Raw genomic sequence first — 13,689 nt, 5'->3', positions numbered from 1 at the left:
AATGCTCTGGCACTCTTGAAAAGAAAGCGCGACGCCGCATGGGCGAGCCCTATTACATCACCACCGCGATCAGCTACCCCAACGGCAAGCCGCACATCGGCCATGCCTATGAAGCGATTGCCGCCGACGTCATCGCCCGCTTCAAGAAGGCCGAAGGCTTCGATGTCCGCTTCCAGACCGGCACCGACGAACACGGGCTGAAGATGGCCCAGAAGGCCCGCGACCTCGGCATCACGCCCGCGCAGCTCGCCACGGAAATGTCCGGTCACTTCAAGGACATGTGCGACGCTCTGAACATCGGTTACGATGTCTTCATCCGCACCACCGAGCCGCGCCACCACGCCGCGACGCAGGAACTCTGGCGCCGGATGGAAGCCAATGGTGACCTCTATCTCGACCGCTACGAGGGCTGGTACTCGGTCCGCGACGAAGCCTATTACGACGAGGGTGAACTCGTTGCCGGAGAGAATGGCGAAAAGCTGTCTCCGCAGGGCACGCCGGTAGAATGGACCGTCGAGGAATCGTGGTTCTTCCGCCTGTCTAAATATCAGGACAAGCTGATCGAACTCTACAATTCGAACGACTTCATCCGCCCCGAAACGCGCAAGAACGAAATCCTGCGCTTCGTCGAAGGCGGCCTGCGCGACCTCTCGGTCTCGCGCACCAGCTTCGACTGGGGCATCAAGGTTCCGGGAAGCGAGAACCATGTGATGTACGTCTGGGTCGACGCCCTGACGAACTATATCACCGGCCTCGGCTTCCCCGAGGAAACCGGCGATTTCGCGAAGTTCTGGCCTGCCGACGTCCACCTGATCGGCAAGGATATCGTTCGCTTCCACACCGTCTACTGGCCCGCATTCCTGATGAGCGCCGGTCTCGCAGTGCCCAAGCAGGTCTTCGGCCACGGCTTCCTGCTCAATCGCGGGCAGAAGGAATCGAAGTCGCTCGGCAACGTGACCGACCCGATCGGCCTCGCCGAAACCTTCGGCGTCGATACCCTGCGCTATTTCTTCCTGCGCGAGGTGGCTTTCGGGCAGGACGGTTCGTGGTCGGCCGAGGCCATCGTCACGCGCGCAAACGCGGAGCTGGCGAACAGTTTCGGCAATCTTGCCCAGCGCAGCCTATCCATGATTTTCAAGAACATGGACGGCGTTGTTAAGTCAGGACTTCCGGAAACCGAGGCCGACACCGCACTGCTTGCCGCCGTTGCCGAAGGCATCACGGGCCTGCGCAAGAGCTTCGACGAACTCTCGTTCAGCGAAGGCCTGGAAGCGTGGATGCGTGCTGTCTTCGCCTGCAACCAGTACGTCGACGAGCAGGCGCCCTGGGCGCTGCGCAAGTCCGATCCGCAGCGCATGGAAGCCGTGCTGATGATGCTGTTCCGCGTCGTGCGCGATCTGGCCATTGCCGTGCGCCCGGTTGTGCCGACCTCGATCGACAAGTTGCTCGACCAGATGGGCCTTACAGCAGAAGCGCGCGACTATGCCGCTCTGGTAGACAAGGACTGGTTCGCAGCGCTCGTCGCCACCGGCTTCAAGGTGGACAAGCCCGTCGGCGTGTTCCCCCGCCTGGAACTCCCGGAAGAGGCCAGCGCCTGATGTTCATCGATTCGCATTGCCACCTCGAATACGAAGGGCTCGTCGAGGACCAGAACGGCGTCCTCGACCGCGCCCGTGCGGCAGGCATTCGCGGATTCCTGAACATCTCGACCCGACGCAGCGAGTGGGAGAGGGTGGTCGGCACCGCTGCCCGCCATCCCGACGTCTGGGCCTCGGTCGGCATTCATCCCCATGAGGCCGACCAGCACGCCGACCTCGGCGAAGCGGCGCTGCTCGAAGCGACTCGCCATCCCAAGGTTATCGGCATCGGCGAAACCGGCCTCGACTACTATTACGACAAGTCGGACCGCGAGGTTCAGCAGGCCCTGTTCCGCACGCACATCACCGTCGCGCGCGAAACCGGTCTGCCGCTGATCATCCACACGCGCGATGCCGAGGACGATACGTTCCGCATCCTCGAGGACGAGACGGGGAAGGGGGCCTTCCCGGCGCTGATCCACTGCTTCACAGCCAGCGCCGATTTCGGCCGGAAAGTTCTCGATCTCGGTCTTTCGATCTCAATTTCCGGCATTGTGACTTTCAAGAATGCCAAGGACTTGCAGGACGTAGTTCCGACCATTCCGGAAGATCGCATCCTGGTGGAGACGGACTCACCGTTCCTTGCCCCGGTGCCACATCGCGGCAAGCGCTGCGAACCGGCCTATACCGCCGATACGGCCAAGTTCGTGGCCGATTTGCGCCATGTTTCCATCGAACAACTCGGTGAGACGACTACGCGCAACTTCTTCAATCTGTTCAAGAAAGCCGCCGCGTGAAAGTTACCATTCTCGGCAGCGGCACTTCGACCGGCGTGCCGCGTCTCGGCGGCGAATTCGGCGCGGACTGGGGCCTTTGCGATCCGGGCGAGCCGAAAAACCGACGTACCCGCGTGTCGATCATGCTGGAAAGCGATGCCGGCAGCCGCATTCTTGTCGATACCTCGACCGACTTGCGCGCGCAGCTTCTGGCAAACGACATCCACCGGATCGACGCGGTATTCTGGACCCACGATCACGCCGACCACTGCCACGGCATCGATGACCTGCGGCCGCTACGCTACGGCCGCGCCGGGCCGATCCCCGGTTTCGCGAATTCGGAAACGGTGCGGCGCCTTCGCCAGCGTTTCGGTTACGTCTTCGCCGGGCAATTCGGCTATCCGACGCTGATCTCGCTCGACAATCTCGATACCTTGCGGCTCTGCGAAGGCTTCCGCGTCGACCATGTGCAGATGCCGCACGGCCCGACCGAATCGACCGCATTTCGCTTCGATTGTGACGGAAAATCAGTCTGTTACATGACAGACTTCAGTGAAATAACCAGAGGCATGATCGACTTGTGCTACGGCGCCGATCTGCTCGTGGTGGACTGCCTGCGCCGCGAACCGCATCCGACGCACGCGCATCTCGGCATGGCGCTGGAGATCGCCGAAGTCTGCCGCGTCGGCCAGGCCGTGCTGACGCATCTCGACAAGAGCATGGATTATGCGACACTCAGCGGTGAAGTGCCCGAGAATGTCCGGGTCGCATTTGACGGGATGGTGATCGAACCATGAGCCAGACAGGAATGATCGTCGCCGTCATCTCCGTGATCGGTTCGCTCATTCTCGTCACCAGCGGCTCGCGGTTCCGGTCGACGCCGATGGGCACGAAGCTCAAGCTGGTGCTGATCTGGGCGGCGATCATCATCGGCCTGGTGTTGATCATCCAGGTTAGCGGCTTCCAAATCCGGCAATGATCGAGCCCTCTCGCCATCCATGATTTAACATAAGATGTATTATCAACTTATATGACAGAACCTCGTCACCAGCAACTCGACCGTCTCCTGTTCATCATGGCACGCCTTCGCGACCCGGTTTCGGGCTGCGAATGGGATCTGGCGCAAAACTTTGCGACGATCGCACCTTATACGATCGAGGAAGCCTACGAAGTCGCCGATGCCATCGCGCGCGAGGATCTTGCGGCGCTGCGTGACGAACTCGGCGATCTGCTGCTCCAGGTAGTCTTCCATGCCCGCATGGCCGAAGAAGACGGTCACTTCGCCTTCGATGATGTCGCCAATGCTATTTCGAACAAGCTGGAAACGCGCCACCCCCATATCTTCGGTGACGACAAGACCGGAGACGCCCAGACCGAGCGCTGGGAAAAGGTCAAGGCCAGCGAACGCAGCGCCAAGGGCGAGACCAGCGCCGTTGACGGCGTCGCGATCGCGCTGCCCGCCCTGATGCGCGCCGAAAAGCTCCAGAAGCGCGCCGCGCGCGTCGGCTTCGACTGGCCCGATCCCAGCGGTGCCGCCGACAAGGTGCGCGAGGAAATGGACGAACTGGCCGAGGCATCCGATGCCGAAAAGCTGGAAGAAGCCGGAGACCTGCTGTTCGCGGCGGTCAATCTCGTGCGCCTCAATGGCATCGCGCCCGAGGATGCCCTGCGCGCCGCCAATGCCAAGTTCGAGCGCCGATTCCGCGCGATGGAAGCCTTTGCCCAGCGCGACGGAAGGCCGTTCGACGGCCTCCCGCTGGATGAGCAGGAGGCCTACTGGCAGGAAGTGAAAGCGTCAGAGCGCGCTGAAACGGCCTAGTTCGCGCTCGGCCAGTCGGACCTGAAGACGCAGCAGCGGGCCTTCATCGCCCTCTCCCGCGTCTTCCTCCGACAGGACTTCGCCGCGTGCATGCAGGAACGCGATGCGCTGTCCGTCGGCAGCGGGAATGACGAAAGTATAGACTTTCGCATCGGAGGTCAGCGTAGCGCCGACCGTTTCGAGCAGGAAGTCGCAGCCCATCCCCGTCCGCGCCGAGACGGGCACGATCACTTCGTCCGGACGCTGCGCCATGACGTCGCGCAAGTCAGCTGCCTGCGTCGGGGTCAGGAGGTCCCACTTGTTCCAGACTTCGATGATCGGGATCGCAGGCGCGGCGCCCTCCCCGTCATCGTTATCCCCTTCCCCGGCAATCACACCGAGGTCGGCAAGGACTTCCAGAACCTGACGCTTCTGCGATTCCGTGTCGGGATTGTGGATGTCGCGGACGTGGAGAATCACGTCGGCCGCATTCACTTCCTCCAGCGTCGCGCGGAAAGCGGCGACGAGCTGGGTCGGCAGGTCGGAGATGAAGCCCACGGTATCGGACAGGATCGCCTTCTCGACCGCAGGCAGACGAATCGCCCGCATGGTCGGGTCGAGCGTGGCGAAGAGCAGGTCCTCGGCCATGACCTCGGCGCCGGTCAGGTAATTGAAAAGCGTCGATTTCCCAGCATTGGTATAACCCACGAGAGCGACGATCGGCCAAGGTGCCTTCTCGCGGCGATCGCGGTGGAGGCCGCGCGTGCGGCGGACTTGTTCCAGCTCGCGCCGAATCTTGCCCATGCGATCGCGGATCATGCGGCGGTCCGCCTCGATCTGCGTTTCCCCCGGACCGCCAAGGAAGCCGAAGCCGCCGCGCTGACGTTCGAGGTGAGTCCAGCTGCGCACCAGACGACCGGCCTGATAATCCAGGTGTGCCAGCTCGACCTGAAGACGGCCTTCGGCGGTCGCCGCGCGCTCACCGAAGATTTCGAGGATCAACCCGGTGCGGTCGATGACCTTGCGCTTGAGCTTTTCTTCGAGATTGCGCTGCTGGATCGCCGACAGCGAGCCATCGACGATGATCAGCTCTGCCTCGTTCAGTTCGCAAGCAACCGAGATGTTTTGAATCTGGCCTTCGCCGAAAAGCGTACCGGCGCGGGGTTCGCGGATCGGGATTGCCATGGCTTCCGCCACGACAAGTCCGATCGCCAGCGCAAGTCCCCTGGCCTCTTCAAGGCGCGCCTCGGTATCGAGGTCGCCCCTGCCGCGCATCTGCGGATAGACGACGAGGGCACGCGCACCGCGCGTGACCTCGCCCTTGAGTTCGTCGTTCAAATCAGTTCAGCTTCGGTCCGGAGTGTTCTCAGTCTTCGGCTTCTTCATGCGCCTGAAGATCGACCGGAGTCACGGGCTGAATCGTCGAAACGGCATGCTTGTAAGCGAGCTGGACGTAGCCTTCGCGTTCCAGCAGCATGCAGAACAGGTCGTAAGCGGCGACACGGCCCTGCAGCATGACGCCGTTGATCAGGAACATCGTGACCTGAACGCCGGCATTGCGGATGCTGGAAAGGAACACGTCCTGAAGAACGCGTGTCTTCTTGCCATTGTCGGCACCGCTCGAAAACTGGCGCGCATCGACCGGGGTCGAGGGCATGATCGTCGAGATCGCGTGCTTGTAGACGAGCTGCGACTGGCCGTCGCGGCGCAGGAGGATCGAGAAGTTGTCGAACCAGGTGACGATACCCTGCAACTTCACGCCCTTGACCAGGAACATGGTCACGGGGGTCTTGTTCTTGCGCAGGAGGTTCAGGAACTGGTCCTGGAGGTTCTGCCCCTTCCCTGCCGAAGTGCTGGGCGAAGAGGTACCGGCGGAAATCGGCGGCGGTGCCACGGCGGGCGTGGACGGAGCGGCTTCGGTTTCGACCTCGGAGGTCGTGGCTCGCGGACGAGCGGTCAGCGTACGGCCGGCCATATCATTTCTCCTTCTTTTTGGCGGCCGCTTTGCGGTCCGCGATCTGGCCATCGGAACTTCCCGAGACCGTTCTCGAATCGGAATCTACCCAGTTGCTGCAATGCAGTAAACGCCAAAAATGTCGCTTTCTTGTGACAGGTTCTCAGAAAACGACCGAAGAGGCCGCTCATGTGTGATTACCAATCATCTGAAAGATAGATATTTTTACGCGCCTCAGAGCGGATCGTCGCCGTCAATTTCCCCCTCACGCCGGTCGGCCATGCCGAGCAGCTTGAGCTTGCGATGCAGCGCCGAACGTTCCATCCCGATAAAAGATGCCGTCTTCGAGATATTGCCGGAAAACCGCCGAATCTGGACGCGGAGGTACTCACGCTCGAAACTCTCGCGGGCTTCGCGCAAGGGCGCGCTCATCATCACCGAGACCCCGGCATCGCCGTTGCCACGGCTGTTGAAGATTTCCGGCGGCAACATGTCGGCCTCGATCCGGGCGAGTTTCTCGCGTGGGGCCATGATGACCGTGCGCTCCACGACATTGCGAAGCTGGCGCACGTTGCCCGGCCATTCGTAGGCCTGCAGCGCGGTCATGGCCTCGGCGCTGACTTGCGGCGGGGCCACGCCCTGCTCGTTGGCGTAGCGGGCGAAGAAATGGTCGATCAGCGCGGGAATGTCGTCCCGCCGTTCGCGCAGCGCCGGAATCGACACCGGCACCACATTGAGGCGGTAGAACAGGTCCTCGCGGAAGCGGCGTTCGGCGATTTCCTTTTCGAGATCGCGCGAGGTGGAAGAGACCACCCGCACGTCCACGCGAATCTGACGGGTGCCGCCCACGCGCACGAAGGCCTGATCGGTGAGCACGCGCAGAATGCGGGCTTGGGTCGAAAGCGGCATGTCCGCCACTTCGTCAAAGTAAAGCGTGCCGCTGTCCGCCGTTTCCAGCAGGCCGGGGCGGATCAGGGCGCCGTCGGCCTCCTCTCCGAACAGTTCTTGCTCGAAGCGCTCCGGCGTGATGCGCGCCGAATTGACGCTGACGAAGGCATTGCCTGCGCGCGGGCTCCAGGCGTGGAGCAGCCTTGCCGCGACTTCCTTGCCCGAACCGGCCGGGCCGGTGATGAGCAGGCGGCTGCCGGTATTGGCCACGCGCTTCAGCGTCGCACGGACCTGGTTGATGGCGCCGCTCGATCCGGTGAACTCCTCGCCATTCGAGAAATCATGGCGAAGCTGCGCGTTTTCGCGGCGCAGGCGCTCAGTTTCGGTCGCCCGGCCCACGAGGTGCAGCAGCTTTTCCGCCTCGAACGGCTTCTCGATGAAATCCACCGCGCCGCGGCTGATCGCCGCAACAGCCGTGTCAATATTGCCGTGGCCGGAGAAGATGATGACCGGCAGCTCCGGTTCACGCGCCTTGATCGCGTCGAGCACTTCCAGGCCGTCCATCGGGCTGCCGTGAAGCCAGACGTCCAGCAGCACAAGCGAGGGGCGGCGTGCGTCGATCGCGGCCAGCGCCGCCTCGCTGTCTCCGGCGGTGCGGCATTCGTAGCCTTCGTCGCTCAGGACGCCTGCGACCAGTTCACGGATGTCGCGCTCGTCGTCGACGATCAGGATTTCGAGAGCCATGGGATTGTCTTCTTGGTGAGGGAGATGGAGGGGGAAAGCAGGTTGCGACGGGCCGGCTTCATTCGGCGGCCTCCTGCTTGCGGGCATGGGCTACGGGATCGGCGGCAAAACGCATGGTGACGGTGGTGCCGCCGCCCGGCGTGGGCAGGAACAGCATTTCGCCGCCATGTTCCTCGATGATCTTGTTGACGATGGCGAGGCCGAGGCCGGTGCCCTTCTCGCGCGTGGTGACGTAAGGCTCGATGATGCGCTCGCGGTCCTGCGAAAGGCCGATGCCGTTGTCGGCGATGCGCACCACGATCGCGCCTTCCAGCGCTTCCACCGAGACGCCGATAGCCCCCCGATAGTCGGGATCGGCATCCTTGGCCTTGGCCTCGATAGCCTCGACCGCGTTCTTGAGCACATTGGTCATGGCCTGGCCGAACTGGTGGCGGTCGCAGTCGATCGCGCCGATCGACGGGTCGCTCTCGAAGCGGAAGCCGATATCCGGACGTGCCACTTCCTGGAGGAACAGGGCCTGCCGGGTGAGCGCGACCGGGTCTTCCGGGCGGAACACCGGCTTGGGCAGGCGCGCGAACGACGAGAATTCGTCCACCATCTTGCGCAGTTCGCCGACCTGCCGAATGATCGTGCGGGTCAGGTCCTCGAACAGTTCCGGATTGTCGACGATCTGCTTGCGATAGCGCCGGCTGAGCCGTTCGGTAGCGAGCTGGATCGGCGTGAGCGGGTTCTTGATCTCGTGGGCGATACGGCGCGCGACGTCGGACCAGGCGGCGGTGCGCTGGTCGAGCAGCTGTCGGGTGATGTCCTCGAAAGTGATGACGAAGCCGGTGACGTCGCGCGTGACCTTTACCGCGAACGTCAGCAGATCGCCGTTGCGATTGTACTGGACGAGGCCGCCCGAACTGCCCTGCTCGATCAGCGCCGCCAGCTGCGGCGCGAGATCGGCAAGCGGCATGTCCTCGGGTAATTCGGCCCGGTCGGTCAGCAGCTTCTGCGCAGTGCTGTTCATCAGCAGGATACGGCCTGCGGGATCGAGCGAGACGATGCCCGAAGTCACTGATTCCAGCACGGCCTCGATGAAAACGCGGCGTTCGTGAAGCTGGCGGTTGGCGCCGAGAAGGGCCTGGGTCTGCTTCTCGATCTGCGCGGTCATGCGGTTGAAGGCGCGGTTGAGCAGGCCGATCTCGTCGGCGCCGGTACGTCCCTCGATCCGCAGTGCGAAATTGCCGCTGCCGACCCGGCGGGCCGCATCGACCAGCTCGTAGAGCGGCTTGACCTGCCGGTCGGCGAACCGCAGCGCGAACCAGACCGCGAGACCGACGAGCGCCAGCGAGACCACGAACAGCGCGACGTTGAAGCGCAATTGCAACACGCGGGCGCGATTGGTCAGCACTTCATACGCGCGGACGATGTTCTCGGCATTTTCAGCGCGCTGGCCCTGGCTGAGCGCGAGAAGTTCGGAACTGCGCGCGGCATAGAGATAGACGCCAGCTTCCTGATCGATCGGCGCAATCGCGACGATGCGGTCGTTGTTTGAACTGACCACCAGTTGTTCGCCACCGATCAGCCGTTTCAACGCTTCGGGCGTTATGCGCTTGTCTTCCGTCTTGCCTTCCGGATCGACGATGATCGGGATGCGCTGGCTCCCGTCCGGCGCCACCTGGATGATCGCAGCGACGGAGAGATTGCGACTGTAGACCTGACCGCCGAAGAACTGCTGGAAACGCTTGCTGGCCACCGGAAACTCGGCGAGCACGTCGCCTGTGTCCTTGGCCATGGCCGCGGTCTCATATCCCACTTCGCGCTGGGTCTGCTCGTAGTATCCGCGCGCCAGTTTGTTGGCGTTTTCCAGAAGCCCGCGCGACGAATCGGAAAACCAGAACTCGACGCCGGACTGGAATTGCCAGGACGCGAAAATGACGACCAGTAAAGTCGGCACGGCAGCGATCAACGAGAAGATGAACACCAGGCGGACGTGCATCTGTCCGGTTCCGCCGATGCTCTCCGCAGCACGCCGCAGCGCGAGATGGCGGCCAAGCAGGACGAGGATCGCCATGGCGGGGACCAGCGTCCCCACCAGCAGCGTCGCGGTCAGGTTCGAAGGCAGAAGCTGGCCCTTGTCCCGCGAATTCAGGGCGATCCAAGTGATCGCCGTCATGGCCAGGAACAGAACAATCGACACTACGGTGATAATCGCGAAGAAGTTCGCGCGGCGGGCAGCTACCTGCATCCGCCTCCACCAGCGCGGCCATGCCCGTTTTTGAACCAGTGTCTCGCTCATCGTTGCACCGTTACAACGCCAGTGTTGCTGCTTTGCAAGGGCAAATCCATCAGGGACGTATCATAAGCGACGAGCGAATTCCTCGGGGTCCAGCGCCAGTTCGCTGAGGCGCTTGCGCAAGGTGTTGCGATTTATCCCGAGTGCCTGCGCCGCGCGAAGCTGGTTGCCACCGGTCTCCCGCAGCACTTCGGCAAAGAGCGGCCGCTCGAACGCAGCGGCGGCGGCCTGATAGATCGTGCCGCTGGCGGGGCGTTCCAAGGCAAGCCAGCGTGTGACCGCCTGCGCAATGTCGCCGCTCTCCTCCTCGCTGGGCGCCGGAGCTTCCGCGACCAGCAGCGACTGGATGCTCTCGGGATCGATCGCATCCTCGCGTGCCAGCAGGGCGAGGCGATAGATGAAGTTCTTGAGTTCGCGCACATTGCCGCGCCAAGGCTGGCGGCTGAGCAATTCCGCCGCCTCAGGCGTCAGTTGGCGGCGCGGCAGGCCTTCGTTCGCGGCGTGCTGGAGGAAGTGGCGGGCCAGCACCTCGATATCGTCACGCCGATCACGCAGCGGCGGCATGTGGATCGGCACCACGTTGAGGCGGTAATAGAGATCCTCGCGGAACCGCCCCGCGGCAATTTCGGGTTCGAGATCCTTGTTGGTGGCGGCGATGATGCGCACGTCGAGCCGGATCTCGTCACGCCCGCCGACGCGGCGCACCGTGCCGGACTGGAGCGCGCGGAGCAGTCGGGTCTGAGCCTGCATCGGCATGTCCCCGATCTCGTCCAGGAACAGGGTGCCTCCCGCCGCTTGCTCGAACTTGCCGACATGGCGGGCGACAGCGCCGGTGAAAGCGCCCTTCTCGTGGCCGAACAGCTCGCTTTCGATGAGTTCGGCGGGAATCGCGGCAGTGTTGACGGCGATGAACGGTCCGGTGCGGCGATGACCCAGATTGTGCACCGCCTCGGCCACCAGTTCCTTGCCGGTCCCCGATTCGCCTAGGATCAGCACGGTCAGGTCATTGCGCAGGACGCGCGTGATCATGCGGAACACGGTCTGCATCGCCGTGCTGCGCCCGACCAGCGGCAGCCCTTCCCCGAGCGGTTCCTCGCCCTCGACGGCAGCACCCTGCCCGGCGCCCGCCGCCTGGCGGACGGTGCGGGCGAGTTCGTCGATGTCGAAAGGCTTGGGGAAATACTCGAAGGCGCCGGTATCGGTGGCGCGGACAGCGGTATCGAGCGTATTCTGCGCCGAGAGGATCACGATCGGCAGCGCGGGGTGCAAGGCTCTCACCCGGTCGATCGTCTCGATCCCATCGCCGTCGGGAAGCATCACGTCGGTGACGAGCGCCTGATAATGTCCCTCTCCCAGTAATCGGTCGCGCTCGGCGATCGACTGGCAGTGGATCACACTGAAGCCCTCCGCCTCCAGCGCGGCGGTGATGACGATGGCGATCGAAAGGTCGTCCTCGACGAGCAGCACGCTCATGCTGCCGGTCTCCTTCTGATGGGGCGGCTGCGCGTCTCTCGCGCCAGCGGCAGGTGGACGCGGAAGTGGGTGAAGCCCCCCTCCTCGTCACGTTCATGGGTGATCCGCCCGTTCATGTCCCGCACCAGTTTGCGCACGAGCGGCAGGCCAAGGCCCTGCCCGGTCTTCTTGGTGGTGACGAAAGGCTCGAAGATATGATCGCGCATCGCCGGATCGACGCCAGGGCCGTTGTCGGTGACGCGCAGTTCCACCGGCAGGCGCACCGGCTCTCCCGAATCGCTCGTGTGGAGCTGAAGTCCGCTGGCGAAGCGAGTGCGGATCGTCACACGCGGCTTTTCCTCATGCGCGCAGGCTTCCGAGGCATTGGCGAGCAGATTGATGATGACCTGTACGAGCGCATCGGGACTGCCGAGCACGGCGGGCAGCGAAGGATCGAACTCCTCGACCAGCCTGACCCGCTCCGGCGCCGCGCCGTTTGCAGCCAACATCACGTCGAGCGCCCGGCGCGCGGCCTCGTGGAGATTGCAGGGTTCGACCGGCGGCGCGGTGCGGCGGCTGAGCTTCTGCATCTGGTCGATCAACCCCGCGATCCGGTCGACCTCCAAGGTGATGAGATCGGTCAGCGCCCGGTCCTTGTCCTCGACCTTGCGGGCGAGAAGCTGGGCAGCGCCGCGAATGCCGGCGAGGGGGTTCTTGATTTCGTGGGCCATGATCTCCGGCCCGCGCAGCACGGCATTGTCGGGGCCGCCGGAATCGTCGCCCAGTGCCTCGGTGGCAGTATTGTCGTGGATCGTCAGGACCTGCCAGCCCGGCGTATCGGCCACCGGCGCGACGTTGATATCGATCCGACGCGCACCGCGACCCTTGAGCGCAACGGCGACTTCGCGGGCGGAAACCGGCGTCTCGTAATCGTCGAGCCGCTCCAGCAGCAAGGGGTCGGAAAAGGTCAGGATATCCTGAAGCGGGGTTCCCACCAGCAGGCGCAGCGACTGGCCGAAGAACTGCTCGGCCGCCGGGTTCAGCGAGGCGATCCGCAGGCCCGGCTCAAGCAGCACGACAGCCTGCGGCAGGCTTGCGAGAAGCCGGGATGCTGCGGGTAATGCCGTGTGCGGCGCGAGGCTCATGCAGCCTGACGGTCTGCCGATGCGTCGTCCTGATCGCGGTAGGGTGCATAGAACTCCGCGAGCAGGCGCAGCACTTCGTCGGGATCGCTGACGAAATTGATGCGATTGCGGAACTCGGCCGAGCCCTTGATGCCCTTGATGTACCAGCCCAGGTGCTTGCGCGCCATCTTCACCCCGGTATCGCGGCCATAGTGCGAGAGCATGTCCACGTAATGTTCGCGGATGATCTCGTACTGCTGGCCGAAGCCCGGCTCCTCCATCAGCCCGTTGCCGCGCCACCACTGCATGACTTTGGCGAGCGCCCAGGGCCGACCATAGGAGCCGCGCCCGATCATCAGGCCGTCGGCGCCGGACTGCTCCAGCGCCGTCGCGGCGTCTTCGATATCGAGGATATCGCCGTTGACGATCACCGGGATCGAGACCGCTTCCTTCACGCCGCGTACGAAGGCCCAGTCGGCCGAGCCCTTGTACATCTGGTTGCGGGTGCGGCCGTGGACGGTGATCATCTGCGCGCCAAGATCCTCGGCGATGCGCGCGAGTTCGGGGGCGTTTAGGCTGTCATGGCACCAGCCCATGCGCATCTTCACGGTGACGGGCACTTTCACGGCCTTCACCGTCGCCTCGATCAGGCGGGTGGCGAGCGGCACGTCGCGCATCAGCGCGGAACCGGCGTCGCCGTTGACGACCTTGCGAACCGGGCAGCCCATGTTGATGTCGACGATCGCGGCGCCGCGATCTTCCACCAGCCTGGCGGCCTCGGCCATCTGCTCAGGCTCGCAGCCGACCAGCTGCATCGAGACCGGGTCCTCGATCTGGTCCCACATCGCCTTCTGCAGCGATACGCGCGTCTCGCGGATGGCCGCCGGGCTGGCGATCATCTCGGTGACGTTGAGGCCCGAGCCGAATCCGCGCACCATGCGGCGAAACGGCAAGTCCGAGACGCCAGTCATCGGCGCGAGCACGACCGGGCAATCGATCGTGACCGGGCCGACCTGGATCGGCTTCAGAGCCGGAGGAGTGGGCAGTGTGTTCATTGCGCGCGCCGTAAAATGCCTAGAAAACAGGATGTGCCTA

The 13,689-nt window shown here is 63.8% G+C and carries 12 protein-coding genes; 5 read left to right on the top strand and 7 right to left on the bottom strand.

Features of this window, described 5'->3' with window-relative positions:
• The first annotated feature begins 38 nt into the window (after positions 1 to 38).
• From metG to mazG, 5 genes are read left to right on the top strand one after another with little or no spacing between them, the layout of a single operon-like run.
• Positions 39 to 1,598: a methionine--tRNA ligase gene (gene metG, locus ACZ1II_RS15200; RefSeq protein ID WP_465147193.1), complete on the top strand. Its 1,560-nt coding sequence runs from the start codon at positions 39 to 41 to the stop codon at positions 1,596 to 1,598.
• On the top strand, positions 1,598 to 2,374 hold the full coding sequence (locus ACZ1II_RS15195) for a TatD family hydrolase (RefSeq protein WP_465147192.1): 777 nt from the start codon (positions 1,598 to 1,600) through the stop codon (positions 2,372 to 2,374). The genes metG and ACZ1II_RS15195 overlap by 1 nt, the downstream gene beginning before the upstream one ends.
• Positions 2,371 to 3,150, top strand: a complete 780-nt coding sequence (locus ACZ1II_RS15190) for an MBL fold metallo-hydrolase (protein ID WP_465147191.1) — start codon at positions 2,371 to 2,373, stop codon at positions 3,148 to 3,150. The genes ACZ1II_RS15195 and ACZ1II_RS15190 overlap by 4 nt, the downstream gene beginning before the upstream one ends.
• Before the next feature lie 11 nt (positions 3,151 to 3,161).
• A complete protein-coding gene (locus ACZ1II_RS15185) occupies positions 3,162 to 3,332 on the top strand; it encodes a hypothetical protein (RefSeq protein ID WP_465147190.1) in 171 nt (56 codons plus the stop codon).
• Positions 3,333 to 3,383: 51 nt separating this feature from the next.
• Positions 3,384 to 4,172 carry a nucleoside triphosphate pyrophosphohydrolase gene (mazG, locus tag ACZ1II_RS15180; protein WP_465147189.1) on the top strand — a complete coding sequence of 263 codons (789 nt, stop codon included), beginning with the start codon at positions 3,384 to 3,386 and terminating at the stop codon, positions 4,170 to 4,172.
• Here the strand turns inward: mazG and hflX are convergent.
• From hflX to dusB, 7 genes are all read right to left on the bottom strand, one after another.
• A complete protein-coding gene (gene hflX / locus ACZ1II_RS15175; RefSeq protein WP_465147188.1) occupies positions 4,149 to 5,489 on the bottom strand; it encodes a GTPase HflX in 1,341 nt (446 codons plus the stop codon). The genes mazG and hflX overlap by 24 nt on opposite strands.
• 28 nt (positions 5,490 to 5,517) lie before the next feature.
• The gene (gene hfq, locus ACZ1II_RS15170) at positions 5,518 to 6,126 is read right to left on the bottom strand and encodes an RNA chaperone Hfq (RefSeq protein WP_465147187.1); all 609 of its coding nucleotides are present in this window, start codon (positions 6,124 to 6,126) and stop codon (positions 5,518 to 5,520) included.
• Positions 6,127 to 6,339: 213 nt separating this feature from the next.
• Complete coding sequence (gene ntrX, locus ACZ1II_RS15165; RefSeq protein WP_465147186.1) at positions 6,340 to 7,737, bottom strand: nitrogen assimilation response regulator NtrX; 1,398 nt, start codon at positions 7,735 to 7,737, stop codon at positions 6,340 to 6,342.
• Positions 7,738 to 7,795: 58 nt separating this feature from the next.
• Entirely contained in the window at positions 7,796 to 9,970 is a 2,175-nt protein-coding gene (locus tag ACZ1II_RS15160; protein ID WP_465147185.1) for a sensor histidine kinase, read from the bottom strand.
• A gap of 111 nt (positions 9,971 to 10,081) precedes the next feature.
• On the bottom strand, positions 10,082 to 11,491 hold the full coding sequence (locus ACZ1II_RS15155; protein ID WP_465147184.1) for a sigma-54-dependent transcriptional regulator: 1,410 nt from the start codon (positions 11,489 to 11,491) through the stop codon (positions 10,082 to 10,084).
• A complete protein-coding gene (locus ACZ1II_RS15150; protein ID WP_465147183.1) occupies positions 11,488 to 12,615 on the bottom strand; it encodes a two-component system sensor histidine kinase NtrB in 1,128 nt (375 codons plus the stop codon). Before ACZ1II_RS15150 ends, ACZ1II_RS15155 begins: the two co-directional genes overlap by 4 nt.
• Positions 12,612 to 13,649 (bottom strand): tRNA dihydrouridine synthase DusB, encoded by a 1,038-nt coding sequence (dusB, locus tag ACZ1II_RS15145; RefSeq protein ID WP_465147182.1) that lies wholly within the window; start codon positions 13,647 to 13,649, stop codon positions 12,612 to 12,614. Before dusB ends, ACZ1II_RS15150 begins: the two co-directional genes overlap by 4 nt.
• Positions 13,650 to 13,689: the final 40 nt, after the last annotated feature.

This window comes from Novosphingobium sp. BL-S-20 (assembly GCF_055521635.1).
Note: the sequence above shows the minus strand (reverse complement) of the source record. Positions and strands in the feature narration are given on the sequence as shown.

Bases quoted from the DNA above. Each gene is read 5' to 3' on its own strand.
- metG (WP_465147193.1), top strand. From the start codon at position 39: ATGGGCGAGCCCTATTACATCACCACCGCGATCAGCTACCCCAACGGC.
- ACZ1II_RS15195 (WP_465147192.1), top strand. From the start codon at position 1,598: ATGTTCATCGATTCGCATTGCCACCTCGAATACGAAGGGCTCGTCGAG.
- ACZ1II_RS15185 (WP_465147190.1), top strand. From the start codon at position 3,162: ATGATCGTCGCCGTCATCTCCGTGATCGGTTCGCTCATTCTCGTCACC.
- mazG (WP_465147189.1), top strand. From the start codon at position 3,384: ATGACAGAACCTCGTCACCAGCAACTCGACCGTCTCCTGTTCATCATG.
- hfq (WP_465147187.1), bottom strand. From the start codon at position 6,126: ATGGCCGGCCGTACGCTGACCGCTCGTCCGCGAGCCACGACCTCCGAG.
- ntrX (WP_465147186.1), bottom strand. From the start codon at position 7,737: ATGGCTCTCGAAATCCTGATCGTCGACGACGAGCGCGACATCCGTGAA.
- ACZ1II_RS15160 (WP_465147185.1), bottom strand. From the start codon at position 9,970: ATGCAGGTAGCTGCCCGCCGCGCGAACTTCTTCGCGATTATCACCGTA.
- ACZ1II_RS15155 (WP_465147184.1), bottom strand. From the start codon at position 11,491: ATGAGCGTGCTGCTCGTCGAGGACGACCTTTCGATCGCCATCGTCATC.
- ACZ1II_RS15150 (WP_465147183.1), bottom strand. From the start codon at position 12,615: ATGAGCCTCGCGCCGCACACGGCATTACCCGCAGCATCCCGGCTTCTC.
- dusB (WP_465147182.1), bottom strand. From the start codon at position 13,649: ATGAACACACTGCCCACTCCTCCGGCTCTGAAGCCGATCCAGGTCGGC.